The organism is Neobacillus sp. D3-1R (genome assembly GCF_052180215.1).
Taxonomy (GTDB): Bacteria; Bacillota; Bacilli; order Bacillales; family Cytobacillaceae; genus Pseudoneobacillus.
In genome coordinates, this window is the sequence record NZ_CP197471.1 from 1,230,422 (window position 1) to 1,244,564 (window position 14,143).

A 14,143-nucleotide genomic window follows, 5' to 3' on the forward strand; every position below is an offset into this window, starting at 1 on the left:
AATGAGTTTGTTTTCATAAGCATCGTAGGGAAAAAATGGCTATTATCTTTTATGTTCTCTACTGCTTTTTGTTTTATTTTAGCAATGCCATTAGTATAACTCAAACAAATAGCTTCAAAACGGTTACTTTTCTGTATTTAGATGGAAACCGCTCTTTATTGGAAGCTGTTTTCGGATAGTTTGTGGTTTTCGTAAAAATCCCTAAAGCCGGATTTTTACAGGAGCTCTTAATAAGTGCTCAGCTCTTTTCTTCATTTTCATAAGAGTTTAACACCCTATATTGTGAAATGCTTAATTATTAGTTACCAAAAAGCAACAATGTTTCAGAAAAGAGCCTTATTGGATAATAAAAAAACTGTCTGTAATGAAATGTAACAGACAGTTTTTTAATAATTATTTTTATGAAAAGCTGTTTTCGTATAGATTGTGGTTTTCATAAAAATCCCTAAGGCCGGATTTTTACAGGCTCTCTTAATAATTGCCCAGCTCTTTTCTTCATTTTCATATGAGTTTGACACCCTATATTGTAAATTGCCATTTATTAGTTAGAAAAAACAACAAAGTTTCAGAAAAGAGCCTTATGAAAAGTAATGGTCCGTAATTTTTTTTACGTAGTTTTGTGTTTCACGGAATGGTGGAATTCCACCATGGCGGTCGACATTCCCAGGACCTGCATTGTAAGCGGCGAGAGCTAAGGGAATATCTCCATTGTAGCGGTCTAACATCTGACGCAAATACTTACTGCCGCCAAAAATATTATCCTTTACATCAAGAATATTTTGAACCCCTAATCCTTTTGCCGTGTCAGGCATTAGTTGCATTAATCCAGATGCCCCAGCTGAACTAATCGCATTAGGATTAAAATTTGATTCTTGCTGAATGACCGAACGGATTAATTTACTAGGAATTTGATAATGCTCTGCTGCTTCCTCAATAATTTTGTTTATTTCTGCATTCCCCATTTTAGATTCTTTTAGGTTAAATGGGGGTATATAGGAATTGAACAAAGCTGCAGCTTTAGGTTTTGATTCATTTGGTAATGGTTCGTTTAAAGCTGTTATTTCATTTTCAGTTAAGAGTTCACTCAATAATTCTTGGAATAAAGAAGAACCAGAAGGATTGGCAGTTGTGGTTTGAAAATTTTGTAATGCCTTCAATTCTAACATAGCTTTTAATTTATCAACGTTCATTGTTCTTCCCCTTTAGCGATCTTTATCCATTTCATCAGAGGATAATAACTTATATTTTCGTAAATAAAATCGTTTAATTTTATTGTCAGTTTTCCGTATAGGGATTTGTAAAGAGTTTAGAAGTGTATGAAAAACAACTTGTCCCTTTTCTCTATCATTTACTTCATATTCTAACTCATAGTCGTCAGTATTTAAATAGGTACTATAATCCAAAACAAGTAATCCTTTTTCATATTCCCATTCAGCGCGTTTGGTTGTTAGAGTTCCGAAAAATTGGATTTGGTTAACATCAATTTGCATTTCAGAAATTAGTTCTGAGACATGTCCTCCAGGGATTTGATTATTTTCGATTGCTTCTTTAGCTTCGGCTTCTGTCAAAACTTGATTGGTCTCTAAAAGTCCATCCTGGTAGGGTTGTTTAAGTGTAAGTTCATAAGAGTTGGCTTTTTGTCTGATTCTTAATGCAGAGCCTTTTTCCTTAAGGCTAAACCTAACAGTATCAAAATAATGATTTGTTTGGAGAAAAAATTGAGAGTAATCCAGTCTAAAATGATCTTTTAATTTTTCATATTCTACTTTCGTTAGTTCATTCTTAAATTCGATTTCAATGGATTGTGTCAAAGTCGTTCATCCTTTCTACCATAGTTTATCATGGAAAAGAAGGATAAAAAACTCTTGCCTATGAAAGTTTCACTTTATGATAAATGCTAAGGTTATGTTAAAATAAAAAAAGAATAATGGAGGTAGAAAAAATGAAAAAAAAAGTACATATTAGGTCTGCAAAAATCGAAGATAATACATTATTCTTAAATGTAGAAGATAATTTTCATTTAACGAATGTTATAGCAAAAGAGCAAATGCTAGTTGATTCTGATCATTTTTCTTTTATCTATCTAATAGAAGTAAATGATGAATTTACATATATTGTTTTACCTGAAGAAATATGGCCAACTTTAAAGGTTGCTTTGGAAAATTCTCATACTCCTGTCCTTTATAACCAAAAAGAAACATTGCCATTACCTATGTTTAAGGAAGAATTAGAATACCTAATAGACAATATCAGAGGTAATAGTAATTATGGTGAGGCTATGGTTGAAAAAGTAGAAAGCACTTTTTAATCTGTCATCCTTACAGAATAGAGAAATATGGATGAGGTGATAATCATATGAAACAATGGGACTATTTTTTGGCACCCTATAAGCAGGCAGTGGAAGAGCTTAAGGTCAAATTAAAAGGGATGAGAGGCCAATTTCAAATGGATACTAGTCATTCCCCGATTGAATTTGTTACCGGGAGAGTGAAACCTATTGCAAGTATTTTAGATAAAGCCAACCAAAAAGGAATTGCACTCGATCGTTTAGAAGAAGAAATGCAGGATATTGCAGGACTTCGAATGATGTGCCAATTTGTTGATGATATCCATACAGTTGTACGTATGTTAAAAAATCGAAATGACTTTGAAGTAATTGAAGAACGGGATTATATTTCACATCAAAAGAAAAGTGGGTATCGTTCTTATCATATGGTTATTTTATATCCTGTTCAAACCATCCAGGGAGAGAAAAAAATTCTCGTGGAAATCCAAATTAGAACATTAGCCATGAATTTCTGGGCTACAATTGAGCATTCACTTAACTATAAATATAAAGGTGACTTCCCAGAGGATATCAAGAAAAGGCTTCAAAGAGCGGCAGAAGCAGCATTCCATTTGGATGAGGAGATGTCGCAAATACGCGGGGAAATACAAGAAGCCCAAGCATTCTTTACTAGAAAAAAGGAAGCTCAAGATGGAGAGAAATAAAACAATTTTACTATAAGAGGAGCTAAAGTTGATGCGTTTTGCCATTACGACCAGAGGTGATCAAAAATCTAGTACTCTCATGTTAAAAATGAGAACATATTTACAGGATTTTGATCTTATTTACGATGAGGATCAACCAGACATTGTAGTATCAATTGGCGGTGATGGCACTTTACTTTATGCCTTTCATCGGTATAGCAGTCGATTGGATAAAACGGCTTTCGTTGGTGTCCATACAGGGCATTTAGGATTTTATGCTGATTGGGTACCAGAGGAAATTGAAAAACTAGTCATCGCCATCGCCAAAACTCCCTATCAAGTTATTGAATATCCGCTCCTAGAGGTAATTATTCGATATCAAAATGGCGGGAGAGAAACAAGATATTTAGCATTAAATGAATCCACTGTGAAAAGTGTAGAAGGTACCCTAGTAATGGATGTTGAGATAAGGGGAGAGCACTTTGAACGTTTTAGAGGAGATGGACTCTGTGTTTCCACTCCATCTGGAAGTACAGCTTACAACAAAGCATTAGGTGGAGCCATTATTCATCCGTCACTACCTTCTATCCAATTAGCTGAGATGGCATCGATTAACAATAGAGTATTTCGTACGGTAGGCTCACCTCTCATCCTTCCAGATCATCATACATGTATGTTAAAGCCAGTTAATCGTCCAGATTTTCAAGTAACCGTTGACCATTTAACACTTTTACATAAGGATGTTAAATCGATACAATTTCGAGTAGCAAATGAAAAGATTCGTTTTGCCAGGTTCCGACCTTTTCCTTTTTGGAAAAGAGTACATGATTCATTTATATCGGATTCAAATTAAATGGAACAACCATTTTCTCTTACTTGGATTATTAGCCATCAAGATTCAGAAAAGACGATTAAAGACTTTTTAAAAGAACAAGAAATATCAAAAGCTGCTTTAACAGATATTAAGTTTAATGGTGGAAAAATATTAATCAATGATCTTGAGATGAATGTGCGTTACAAACTTCAAAATGAAGATCTTTTAAAAATTATTTTCCCACTAGAAATCCCTAGTGAGGGAGTCATAAAGGAAGCAATACCATTAAGTATTGTTTATGAAGATGAATATGTGTTGGTAGTCAATAAGCCTGCATACATGAATACAATTCCATCTAGAGAGCATCCGACAGGAAGTTTAGCTAGCGCACTGCTAAACTACTATGGGACGATAGGATTATCTGCAGCTACTCATATTGTAACGAGATTAGATCGTAATACTTCTGGATTAGTATTAGTGGCCAAACACCGGCATGTCCACCATTTATTAAGTGAACAACAAAAAAAAGGACTTGTAAAAAGGACGTATATTGCTCTTGTTCATGGCATTATTCAAAATGAAGCAGGAACAATAGAAGCTTCTATAGGCAGAAAATCAGATAGTATCATAGAGAGGGAAGTAACGGAAGAAGGGCAATATGCTTGTACCCATTATCAGCTCCTACAAAATTTTATCGATTATAGTTATATTCAACTGCGCCTAGAAACCGGAAGAACCCATCAAATTAGGGTGCATATGTCCTATCTTGGACACCCACTATTGGGGGATGATCTTTATGGTGGCGATATGTGCTATATTAACCGTCAAGCCTTGCATTGTAAACGACTAGCTTTTGTTCATCCTTTTAATAAGGAAGTTTTCACTTTTGAAATTGAAAACCCTGTTGATATCGAAAAATTAATAAAGGCTGACCATTCTTAAATGGCCAGCCTTATCTTTTGAGTAAATTAAGTGATTTCTCTAAATTTTTCAGCAACAAATGGCATGGTAGAAGATACAGAAATAGTTTCCTTTTCAGGGTATTGGAGAGCGGTTAATTTTCCACCGAATACGGCACCAGTATCAATGTTTACCGTATTGCCGACCCAGCGAACGTTCTCTACAGGAGTATGACCATAAACAACTAATGGTTTTCCTTTATAACTCTTTGCCCAATCGCGGCGAATAGGTGTTCCATCAGGATTTGTTTTACCTGTTATATCACCGTACAAGACAAAGGTTTTAACCCCTGAATGTGTTTTTCCAATATAATCCTCACGAATACCTGCGTGTGTAATGACTAGCTTTCCCTCATCCAGTACTTGATATAGTGGTGCATTTTGGTAAAGCTCTATAAACATATCTCTAATGCGTTTTTGTTCCTGTGGAATTAAAGATTCATATTCAGCGACTGTTGTTTCTAAGCCGTGTGAAACTTGAACCTTATTTCCAAGAAAAAACCGGTAAAGCTTATTACAATGGTTACCAGGACTATAATGAGCCCCTTGCTCTTTTACTAACCTCCACACTATTTCTATAATTTTAAGAGACAGCGGGCCACGGTCAGTTAAATCACCTACAAAAGCAAGTTTTCGTTTTTCGGGATGTATTGGAATATCGGTTATCCACGAATATCCAAGCTTTTCAGTTAATGCTTTAAATTCTGGGTAACACCCATGGATATCACCTATAATATCTATTTTCATTTGTTAGCCTCCCTGAATGATTTTCGTTCTGATAATAAGTCATAAAAAGTATTCCCAAGAGGAATAGAATTAACAACTTCAAAAAGATTCAATTAAAATGATTAAGGGTAAAGTAGGGAAATAATATAAACATCGATAAATTTGGAATGCTTTTGATTTAAAAAAGTTGATTGAAAGAAAAAATATTGGAAAAGGGGGGAACAAGATGAAGGAGCAAAAAGAATATAATGAGGGAAGTAAGGAGCAAATGAATTCTGCTCTGTTGAAACAAACCTTAAAGAATGAAGATATGGTTACGTTTCGTGAGGAATTTTTGCACCTACATCCATATGATCAGGCTATCTTTTTTCAAAATCTTCATGAGGATCTTCGATCAACGATTTATCACTATTTATCTCCTGAAGAGATGGCTTCCCTTTTTGAAAATTTAGAGATTGAGGAAGCCGAATATAAAGATGTCCTGGCGGAAATGAATCCTACCTATGCGGCCGATATGTTATCTAATATGTATGCCGATGATGCAGTTGATGTTTTAAATGAATTGGACAAAGATCAAGTAGCCAGTTATTTAACGATTATGGATGATGAAGCTGCAGATGAAATAAAAGAGCTTCTCCATTATGAAGAATATACAGCTGGAAGTATCATGACGACGGAATTTATCGCTATATCTAAAAATCAAACGGTCCGTTCAGCTATGTTTATTCTGAAAAATGAAGCTCCTAGAGCCGAAACGATTTATTACCTTTATGTGATTGATGAGGAGAAGCATCTTGTTGGCGTTATTTCATTAAGAGATTTAATTGTGAGTCATGACGATGTGATGATATCAGAAATAATGTACGATCGGGTCGTTTCGGTTTCAGTTGGGGAGGACCAGGAAGAAGTTGTGAAGAAAATGAAGGACTATAACTTTTTAGCGGTACCAGTTGTAGACTTTCAAAACCATCTTTTAGGGATTATCACTGTCGATGATATTATGGATGTTATGGAGGAAGAAGCCTCAGATGACTATTCGAAATTGGCGGCGGTATCTGATATGGATACACTTGACCGAAACCCTATATCTGCAGCGAAAAAAAGGTTACCATGGTTAATTATTCTTTTATTTTTAGGGATGTTTACCGCCAGTTTAATTGGAAAGTTTGAGGAAACGCTAAGTAAAGTAGCGATTCTTGCTATGTTCATACCACTAATAGCTGGAATGGCCGGAAATACGGGAACCCAAGCACTAGCAGTTGCGGTTCGCGGGATTGCAACAGGTGACTTACAGAAAGAGAGTAAGTTTAAATTGTTGATAAGAGAGGCTGGAACTGGTTTAATAACAGGAGCAACCTGTGGAATCGTGGTCACCTTGGTCGTGTTTATTTGGCAAAGCGACTTTTTTCTTGGGGTATTGGTTGGAGTTTCTATTTTTTCGACATTATTTGTTGCGACTTTAGCAGGATCCTTTATTCCATTAATCATGCATAGATTTAAAATAGACCCAGCAGTTGCATCAGGTCCTTTTATCACAACCATTAATGACATTATTAGTATTTTAATTTATTTTGGCATGGCCACTATTTTTATGAATTATTTAGCACCTTAAAAGGAGGGAGATGGATGGAGCATCAATCAGTAGCATCGTTAGTTATTGTCATGGTCGTAGCTTTTATTACACCAATACTCATGCATCGCTTTAAATTAAACTTCATACCTGTTGTTGTAGCAGAAATTATTATGGGGTTAATTATTGGAAAAAGTGGAATCAATATCGTTCATGATGATGTATGGTTAGGAACATTGTCTACATTAGGATTTATCTTTTTAATGTTTTTAAGTGGATTAGAGATAGACTTTTCGGCTTTTACCGGCAAAAAAAAGCGTGAAAAGCTTACAAATGGAAAATTAGAACCTAATACCTTTGTCGTTGCCAGTCTGATATTTGTAGGTATTTTTATTTTATCTTTAGGCTTATCTTACTTATTTGTGTTGATGGGCTTTATTGAAAATGCCTTTCATATGACGCTAATCATCTCAACGATTTCTTTAGGGGTGGTTTTACCTACACTAAAGGAAGCGCATTTAACCAAAACAGCTATTGGTCAAATTATTCTGCTTGTCGCAGTTATTGCTGATTTAGTGACAATGATTTTATTAGCTGTATTTGTTTCTCTTTACGATAAGAGTGGCGGAAATACTTGGTTATTATTAATCCTTTTTGCAGCAGGAGTAGGACTTTATTTTCTTGGAAAAAGGTTTAAAAATCGGAACTTCCTTGAGGCGATGTCTAAAGGAACGATTCAAATTGGTACCCGTGCGGTTTTTGCATTGATTATTATTTTAGTAGCCGTATCTGAAACGGTAGGGGCGGAAAATATTTTAGGAGCTTTTTTAGCTGGGGTATTAGTATCTTTACTATCACCGAATCAAGAACTAGTACACAAGCTTGATTCCTTTGGATATGGATTTTTAATTCCGATTTTCTTTGTAATGGTTGGAGTAAATTTAGATATTTGGTCATTATTCAGTGATCCTAAGTTGCTATTATTGATTCCGCTTTTGTTTATTGCATTATTAATATCCAAATTCATTCCTACTTATTTGTTAAGCTTCTGGTATGATAAGAAAACGGTCATTGCATCAGGTTTCTTGTTAACTTCAACATTATCGCTTGTTATTGCTGCAGCAACGATTGGAGAAAGAATTAAAATTATTTCTCCTGAAATGAGCGGGACACTTATATTAGTAGCAGTACTCACAAGTGTTATTACCCCTACTGTCTTTAAAAAAATGTTCCCACAAGAATCGGTTACAGCAAAAAAAATCAAGGTCGCTTTTGTTGGAGCCAATCAAGTCACAATGCCTGTATCCCTTGAATTAAAATCCTCATTATATGAACCAACCTTATATCATTTAAAGCAAGAGGAAAGAGCTGGTATTCCAATTGCCGATTCAGCATTTGATATTATTGAGGTTGAAGATTATTCTATAGAAACACTTGAGGAAACCGCTGTAATGGAATCGGATGTGGTAGTTGTCTCAACTGGAGACGATGAACTAAATGCGACACTTGCAATTGCTTTTAAAGAAAAAGGTGTAAATCGGGTCATCGTAAGAATTGAGGCACCTGACTTAGAAGCAGGGCTGAAAGAGCATGATATCGAAGTCTTTTCTGTTTTATTATCAACTAAAACATTGATGCGAGCATTAATTGAATCACCAAGCTTAATGAACATCCTAAATAATCAGGAAACATCTCTATATGAAATTCGGATGGTTAATGAACAGTTTGCAGGGATGAGTATAAGAAGATTTCCATTCACAGGTGACGTAATTTTCGTGCGAATCTTGCGGGGCAGAGATTCCATCGTTCCACATGGCGATACCGAACTACAAATGAATGACCGTTTAATCGTAACAGGCTCAAAAGAATACGTTGACGAACTAAAACGTGAGCTCGAATTCTGCGAATGGTGTTAGGAAATACTAAAAACTAAATAACCCACTTTAGCCAATTAACGCACTGGGGGTCAGACCCCCAGTGCGTTAATGCGTTAAAATGCGGTGTCCAAGCTTTTCATTTTTTTTGATTTCGTGTATATTAGTACTAGGTACTAATAACTTGTAATATTATTTGGGAGGCATACATAAATGAATCTTTCTTTAAATAGCAAAACGTACGTTGTAATGGGTGTAGCAAATAAAAGAAGTATTGCGTGGGGAATTGCGCGTTCTCTTCATGAATCAGGTGCTAAATTAATCTTCACTTATGCGGGTGAAAGAATGGAAAGTAGTGTTCGTGAGCTAGCTGAATCACTTAACCAAGAGGAAACAATTGTCCTTCCTTGTGATGTAACAAATGATCAAGACATCTCAAACTGTTTTGCGTCTATTAAAGATAAAGTCGGCGTTATCCATGGTGTAGCTCATTGTATTGCTTTCGCTAACAAGGAAGAATTACAAGGTGACTACATGAATACTACTCGTGATGGCTTCTTACTTGCGCATAATGTCAGCTCGTATTCTTTAACAGCAGTTGCGAAAGTAGCAAAAGATTTGATGACAGAAGGCGGAAGCATTGTGACTCTAACATATTTAGGTGGAGAGCGCGTCGTTTCCAACTACAATGTAATGGGTGTTGCAAAAGCTTCTCTTGATGCAAGCGTAAAATATCTAGCTGCTGACCTTGGTAAAGTAGGAATTCGTGTTAACTCCATCTCAGCTGGACCAATTCGTACATTATCTGCTAAAGGAGTAAGTGATTTTAACTCCATCCTAAAAGAAATCGAAGAACGTGCTCCATTACGTCGTACAACCACACCAGAAGAGGTTGGCGATACAGCAGTATTCTTATTCAGTGAATTATCACGTGGAATCACTGGCGAAAACATTCATGTAGATTCTGGGTATCATATTCTAGGGTAAAATAAAAATAGAAAACCGCCACTTGGCGGTTTTTTTTTATTAACGAATTAGGCAGCCCAGCATAATATATGGATGGTAAATATAATTATTTTGGAGGTATAGATATGGCTTCAAAGAAAAATCAACAACCTCTTCTTTATATTCAACAACCCACTTTTAATAAGCAAATTGCCCCAATGCAGCAATCCTTCTTTGTTAAAAATCGAAAAAATAAACCATTAGATGAACTCCACTCTAAGGAATTAAATCTTGAAGAAGAGAAAGAACAGCAGTTCGGAAAATTTGACGAACTCCTTACAAAAACAAAAATGGATACCCTTAGTCAGGTGGGTTCTGTATTGGAAGAAACAGATGATCCAAAAGTTATGGAGTTTATTATCGAAGGGATTTTATCATCTGAAGTAAAAGTGGAAGAAGAGAAAATCGAAGAAACACAATATATTCGTTACTTAGATTCTATACAAGAACAACCTTTTAATACATTACTAGAAAATACTACATTATCTACTAGTAGACTTGAGGAACTTGATAAAGAAGTTGTGAACGTAATTATTGAAGAGTCCAATGAATCCACTGTTAGTAAAAAAACTAAAAAAAGACCCCACTTTAATCATTTAGATTTATCCAATAAACTTAACGAACTAAAAAAAATGCCGCCTGTTCAAATAAAGGTTTTATATGAATTTATAACAATTAATAATATTTATATGGGATATTTTATTTCATACAAAGATGGGGTTATTAAAATAGATACACGAACTGGAAAACAGCATACTCAAATATCTGATGCTGAAATTGTTGATATTAATATTATTGGCATATAAATAAATGGGCTTACTTATAGTAAGCCCACTTTCGAATTATCTACTATAATGTTATTGGGTCTAAGCATGTAACTGCACAGAAGCAGCTTAAGTCAACTGTGATACAAATTCCAGTTCCAGTAATATCTTCTGGACTTACAGAATTACCAGGGAATTGATCACAAACATCAAAATGATTACCCTGATTACTGTGACCTGTTTCCAATAGTTCTAAAGAAGCGCAGCAATTTTCGTCAACAGAGTTTACTCTAAATATGAAAGATCTTACACAATCAAGTCTTCCAACTGGTGCTGTTGTTGTTTTTCTAACACCAAATCCAAGGAAAGGTTCACATGCACAATAAAGTATAACTGGTATAGTATTTGGGCCAGAAGTTGGAGAAACAACTCCAGCTAATAATTCTTGTATAGATCTTTCACAGCTTACTGTGCAATCTCCCTCTTCGATTGGGCTGACTTGATCTTGTGCGTCAACGATTGCTCTTAGTACTCCACAAACGCAATTTTCATTCTCATGGTGACCATGTCCTCTACAAGACATACATTTTTCATCTCCTTAATATAATTTTCAATTTTGACTTATTGTCTTTAATACTATATGAATAGCCCCTTTTTTGGTGTGGGCAAGTGTCTAAAAATGATTTATTAATAATAATTTTGTTAGTGTTTTTATCATATGAAGACATGTCTCTAGTAGGAAAATGCCCAAGCAGTTGATTCTTCTTTGAATAATATAAGGTAGGATAAGATTTTAGCGTAAAGATGAAGGGGGTTTAAAAAATGCCGAGTTGGTTTGAGTTTATCCTATTAATATTAGCGAGTTTTCGACTTACTCGATTAATTGTTTATGACACAATCACTGAATTTTTACGACGTCCGTTTCATGAAAATGTAGAAGAAATATTGCCAGATGGTACAACAGAAACATATATCGAAATAAAGGGGAAGGGAATTCAATATTGGATAGGAGAATTATTAAGCTGTCATTGGTGTACAGGGATTTGGAGCGCGGTCATTATTTATATAAGCTATATACTTTGGCCATCTTTTATAAGCCCCATTATTATAGTTCTTGCCATAGCTGGTAGTGCCTCCATCATTCAAGTTCTATTAGAAAAATAGATGAACTTCAGAATCTTATCCGCATACTCCATAAAAATTTACTATATAGAAAGGATAGTTAAAAAATGGAAAGACCATCTTCTAAAGAACAGGCTGAACAAAAAACAGAGCAACCCCAAGCAACTACTCCAAGGAGAAGAAGAAAAAAAAGAGGGTGTGGTTGTGGAAAGAAAAAATGACTGAACGTCTATCAAATGATAGGCGTTTTTTATTTTATACCTTTTTACTAATTCGTATAAAAAAATACAACAAGCAGAAAATAGTAAAACATATTGTTTATTCTTAGGAAATGGATGGAGGAAGTATGAAAAAATTAACAGTTTTCTTATTAATTTTGCTCCTACTAACTATAACGATTTCAGGATGTAATCAGAGTGAAGCAGAAAAGGACAGCAGACTATCCTTGATTAAAACAACCAATCCAAGTCCTGTTCAAATCAATAAAAGTGAAGAGAATGTAGCAAAAGATATTAAGAAGGACGTTATGAAGTATAAAGAAATTTATGACGTAGCCGTCATTAAAGGGAAAAAAGATACACTTGTGGTGTATAAAGTAAAGCACTTGCATAGGTTTCGAATGAAGCAGATTGAAAAAAAGATAAATAAACAGCTTGAAAAGAATTATCCGGATGAAAATTTTACTGTTTCAAGTGATTATAAAATATTTATGGAAGCTCTTGAATTAAAAGAAAAAGCAAAAAATCCAAAGTATTCAAATGATAAAGCAGAAAAAGAATTACAAAAAATCATTCAATTAAAAGCAGAATTAACATAGGAGGTGGGCTAGATGGGAAATAAACAAAAACAAAAAATGACTCCACAACAGCAGCAATATCAAAAACTTGAACAAAAGCATGAAATAAAGAGACCTGTTCTTAAAAATTGTGTGAAAGCGTTTTTTGTTGGAGGTCTTATTTGTTTAATCGGACAGGCTATCACTTATTTCTATATTGCATTTTTTAATTTCACTGAACAAACGGCAGGAAATCCGACTGTTGCAACAATGGTTTTCCTATCTATGCTTCTAACAGGGTTTGGTGTTTATGACCGTATTGGTCAATTTGCAGGTGCGGGAAGTGCTGTACCAGTAACAGGTTTTGGTAATGCTGTTATATCCGCTGCGATTGAGCATCGTACAGAGGGGTTTGTTTTAGGGGTTGGAGGAAATATGTTTAAACTTGCAGGCTCTGTTATTTTATTTGGGGTATTCTCAGCTTTTATTGTAGCACTAATCAAAACGTTATTAATCACTTGGGGGGTAATTTGATTGCTTAAGGGAAAACAATCTTGGGTTTTTCAAAATCGTCCGATGATTATCTCCACTGGTGTGTCTGGTGGGCCATTTGAAGCAAATGGGAACCTAGCTGCTGATTTTGATATATTACATGATGATCTATGGATGGGTAAAGAATCTTACGAAAAAGCACATCGGTTGTTATTAGAAGAAGCATTACAAACAGCCTTGCAAAAAGAAAATTTACAAAAAGATAAAGTAGAGTTTCTGATAGCAGGTGACTTAATTAATCAAATTACACCAACTAGTTTTGCTGCCAAGACAATGGAGATACCTTACTTCGGTATTTTCGGTGCATGTTCCACTTCAATGGAAGGATTAGCATTAGCTTCTTTTATGGTGAACTATCAAGGTGCCAACTACATATTAACAGGAGCATCTAGCCATAATGCTGCTGTAGAAAAGCAATTTCGTTATCCAACAGAATATGGAGGTCAAAAACCTCCGACTGCTCAATGGACTGTAACAGGTGCTGGAGTGGCGCTTGTCACTTCGAATAATGGTGATAAAACAAAACCTATTATGACTTCTGCAACAATTGGTAAAGTCATGGATATGGGACTATCTGACCCATTTAATATGGGAGGGGCTATGGCACCTGCAGCAGTTGATACGATTACAGCGCATTTTAAGGATTTAGGTGTATCTCCCGATGATTACGATTTAATTGTTACAGGTGATTTAGGAAGAATTGGTAGAGATACAGCATATGAACTTTTACAGAAGAATGGGATCACCTTTGATAAAAGCAAATTTCAAGATTGTGGATTATTAATTTATAAGGATGGGCAGCCGGTACAGTCAGGTGGAAGTGGTGCTGGTTGCTCTGCTACGGTTTTATATGGTCATTTAATTAATGAAATGAAAAAAGGAAAATGGAAAAAGATTTTGGTCGTTGCAACTGGGGCACTTTTGTCTCCACTAACGTTTCAGCAAAATGAAAGCATACCATGCATTGCTCATGCCGTAGCAATTGAAATGAATAGTTAGGAGGGGGAGTATT

16 protein-coding genes are annotated in these 14,143 nt (G+C 35.2%); 12 read left to right on the forward strand and 4 right to left on the reverse strand.

Annotation, left to right across the window (positions count from 1 at the left end; genetic code table 11):
• Nucleotides 1-578: 578 nt before the first annotated feature.
• Both ACSBPO_RS06190 and ACSBPO_RS06195 read right to left on the reverse strand, forming a co-directional pair.
• On the reverse strand, nt 579-1,190 hold the full coding sequence (locus ACSBPO_RS06190; protein WP_442599193.1) for a lytic transglycosylase domain-containing protein: 612 nt from the start codon (nt 1,188-1,190) through the stop codon (nt 579-581).
• A 12-nt stretch (nt 1,191-1,202) separates the two neighbouring features.
• On the reverse strand, nt 1,203-1,811 hold the full coding sequence (locus ACSBPO_RS06195) for a CYTH domain-containing protein (RefSeq protein WP_442599194.1): 609 nt from the start codon (nt 1,809-1,811) through the stop codon (nt 1,203-1,205).
• Between the two features lie 131 nt (nt 1,812-1,942).
• On the opposite strand from ACSBPO_RS06195, the gene ACSBPO_RS06200 reads away from it, so the two are divergent.
• The 4 genes from ACSBPO_RS06200 to ACSBPO_RS06215 are packed head-to-tail and all read left to right on the forward strand — an operon-like array spanning nt 1,943 to nt 4,726.
• On the forward strand, nt 1,943-2,308 hold the full coding sequence (locus ACSBPO_RS06200; protein WP_442599195.1) for a hypothetical protein: 366 nt from the start codon (nt 1,943-1,945) through the stop codon (nt 2,306-2,308).
• A gap of 47 nt (nt 2,309-2,355) precedes the next feature.
• Nucleotides 2,356-2,991 carry a GTP pyrophosphokinase gene (locus tag ACSBPO_RS06205; protein ID WP_442599196.1) on the forward strand — a complete coding sequence of 212 codons (636 nt, stop codon included), beginning with the start codon at nt 2,356-2,358 and terminating at the stop codon, nt 2,989-2,991.
• A 31-nt stretch (nt 2,992-3,022) separates the two neighbouring features.
• The gene (locus ACSBPO_RS06210) at nt 3,023-3,823 is read left to right on the forward strand and encodes an NAD kinase (RefSeq protein ID WP_442599197.1); all 801 of its coding nucleotides are present in this window, start codon (nt 3,023-3,025) and stop codon (nt 3,821-3,823) included.
• Nucleotides 3,824-4,726 (forward strand): RluA family pseudouridine synthase, encoded by a 903-nt coding sequence (locus ACSBPO_RS06215; protein ID WP_442599198.1) that lies wholly within the window; start codon nt 3,824-3,826, stop codon nt 4,724-4,726.
• Nucleotides 4,727-4,752: 26 nt separating this feature from the next.
• Here the strand turns inward: ACSBPO_RS06215 and prpE are convergent, their stop codons facing one another.
• The gene (gene prpE / locus ACSBPO_RS06220; RefSeq protein WP_442599199.1) at nt 4,753-5,490 is read right to left on the reverse strand and encodes a bis(5'-nucleosyl)-tetraphosphatase PrpE; all 738 of its coding nucleotides are present in this window, start codon (nt 5,488-5,490) and stop codon (nt 4,753-4,755) included.
• 247 nt (nt 5,491-5,737) lie between these two features.
• Here prpE and mgtE point away from each other — a divergent pair, with 247 nt between their 5' ends.
• From mgtE to ACSBPO_RS06240, 4 genes are all read left to right on the forward strand, one after another.
• Entirely contained in the window at nt 5,738-7,081 is a 1,344-nt protein-coding gene (mgtE, locus tag ACSBPO_RS06225) for a magnesium transporter (protein WP_442600320.1), read from the forward strand.
• A gap of 14 nt (nt 7,082-7,095) precedes the next feature.
• Nucleotides 7,096-8,955 (forward strand): monovalent cation:proton antiporter family protein, encoded by a 1,860-nt coding sequence (locus ACSBPO_RS06230; protein ID WP_442599200.1) that lies wholly within the window; start codon nt 7,096-7,098, stop codon nt 8,953-8,955.
• A 171-nt stretch (nt 8,956-9,126) separates the two neighbouring features.
• Nucleotides 9,127-9,900, forward strand: coding sequence for an enoyl-ACP reductase FabI (gene fabI / locus ACSBPO_RS06235; RefSeq protein ID WP_442599201.1), 774 nt, complete (start codon nt 9,127-9,129; stop codon nt 9,898-9,900).
• A 104-nt stretch (nt 9,901-10,004) separates the two neighbouring features.
• Nucleotides 10,005-10,724 (forward strand): CotO family spore coat protein, encoded by a 720-nt coding sequence (locus ACSBPO_RS06240; protein ID WP_442599202.1) that lies wholly within the window; start codon nt 10,005-10,007, stop codon nt 10,722-10,724.
• A gap of 43 nt (nt 10,725-10,767) precedes the next feature.
• Here ACSBPO_RS06240 and ACSBPO_RS06245 read toward each other — a convergent pair whose 3' ends face one another.
• The gene (locus ACSBPO_RS06245; protein WP_442599203.1) at nt 10,768-11,265 is read right to left on the reverse strand and encodes a CotY/CotZ family spore coat protein; all 498 of its coding nucleotides are present in this window, start codon (nt 11,263-11,265) and stop codon (nt 10,768-10,770) included.
• A gap of 239 nt (nt 11,266-11,504) precedes the next feature.
• Between ACSBPO_RS06245 and ACSBPO_RS06250 the strand changes: the two genes are divergently transcribed.
• The 4 genes from ACSBPO_RS06250 (at nt 11,505) to spoVAD (ending at nt 14,130) form a co-directional block, all read left to right on the forward strand.
• A complete protein-coding gene (locus ACSBPO_RS06250) occupies nt 11,505-11,846 on the forward strand; it encodes a DUF1360 domain-containing protein (RefSeq protein WP_442599204.1) in 342 nt (113 codons plus the stop codon).
• A gap of 304 nt (nt 11,847-12,150) precedes the next feature.
• Entirely contained in the window at nt 12,151-12,621 is a 471-nt protein-coding gene (locus tag ACSBPO_RS06255; protein WP_442599205.1) for a YhcN/YlaJ family sporulation lipoprotein, read from the forward strand.
• A 12-nt stretch (nt 12,622-12,633) separates the two neighbouring features.
• Complete coding sequence (spoVAC, locus tag ACSBPO_RS06260; protein ID WP_442599206.1) at nt 12,634-13,113, forward strand: stage V sporulation protein AC; 480 nt, start codon at nt 12,634-12,636, stop codon at nt 13,111-13,113.
• A complete protein-coding gene (gene spoVAD, locus ACSBPO_RS06265) occupies nt 13,114-14,130 on the forward strand; it encodes a stage V sporulation protein AD (protein ID WP_442599207.1) in 1,017 nt (338 codons plus the stop codon).
• Nucleotides 14,131-14,143 lie beyond the last annotated feature (13 nt).

What these genes read in the sequence shown, in the direction of transcription:
- ACSBPO_RS06240 (WP_442599202.1), top strand. Translation starts at nt 10,005, where the DNA reads ATGGCTTCAAAGAAAAATCAACAACCTCTTCTTTATATTCAACAACCC.
- ACSBPO_RS06190 (WP_442599193.1), bottom strand. Translation starts at nt 1,190, where the DNA reads ATGAACGTTGATAAATTAAAAGCTATGTTAGAATTGAAGGCATTACAA.
- ACSBPO_RS06255 (WP_442599205.1), top strand. Translation starts at nt 12,151, where the DNA reads ATGAAAAAATTAACAGTTTTCTTATTAATTTTGCTCCTACTAACTATA.
- ACSBPO_RS06205 (WP_442599196.1), top strand. Translation starts at nt 2,356, where the DNA reads ATGAAACAATGGGACTATTTTTTGGCACCCTATAAGCAGGCAGTGGAA.
- ACSBPO_RS06250 (WP_442599204.1), top strand. Translation starts at nt 11,505, where the DNA reads ATGCCGAGTTGGTTTGAGTTTATCCTATTAATATTAGCGAGTTTTCGA.
- ACSBPO_RS06210 (WP_442599197.1), top strand. Translation starts at nt 3,023, where the DNA reads ATGCGTTTTGCCATTACGACCAGAGGTGATCAAAAATCTAGTACTCTC.
- mgtE (WP_442600320.1), top strand. Translation starts at nt 5,738, where the DNA reads ATGAATTCTGCTCTGTTGAAACAAACCTTAAAGAATGAAGATATGGTT.
- ACSBPO_RS06200 (WP_442599195.1), top strand. Translation starts at nt 1,943, where the DNA reads ATGAAAAAAAAAGTACATATTAGGTCTGCAAAAATCGAAGATAATACA.
- fabI (WP_442599201.1), top strand. Translation starts at nt 9,127, where the DNA reads ATGAATCTTTCTTTAAATAGCAAAACGTACGTTGTAATGGGTGTAGCA.
- ACSBPO_RS06245 (WP_442599203.1), bottom strand. Translation starts at nt 11,265, where the DNA reads ATGTCTTGTAGAGGACATGGTCACCATGAGAATGAAAATTGCGTTTGT.
- ACSBPO_RS06230 (WP_442599200.1), top strand. Translation starts at nt 7,096, where the DNA reads ATGGAGCATCAATCAGTAGCATCGTTAGTTATTGTCATGGTCGTAGCT.
- spoVAC (WP_442599206.1), top strand. Translation starts at nt 12,634, where the DNA reads ATGGGAAATAAACAAAAACAAAAAATGACTCCACAACAGCAGCAATAT.
- prpE (WP_442599199.1), bottom strand. Translation starts at nt 5,490, where the DNA reads ATGAAAATAGATATTATAGGTGATATCCATGGGTGTTACCCAGAATTT.
- ACSBPO_RS06215 (WP_442599198.1), top strand. Translation starts at nt 3,824, where the DNA reads ATGGAACAACCATTTTCTCTTACTTGGATTATTAGCCATCAAGATTCA.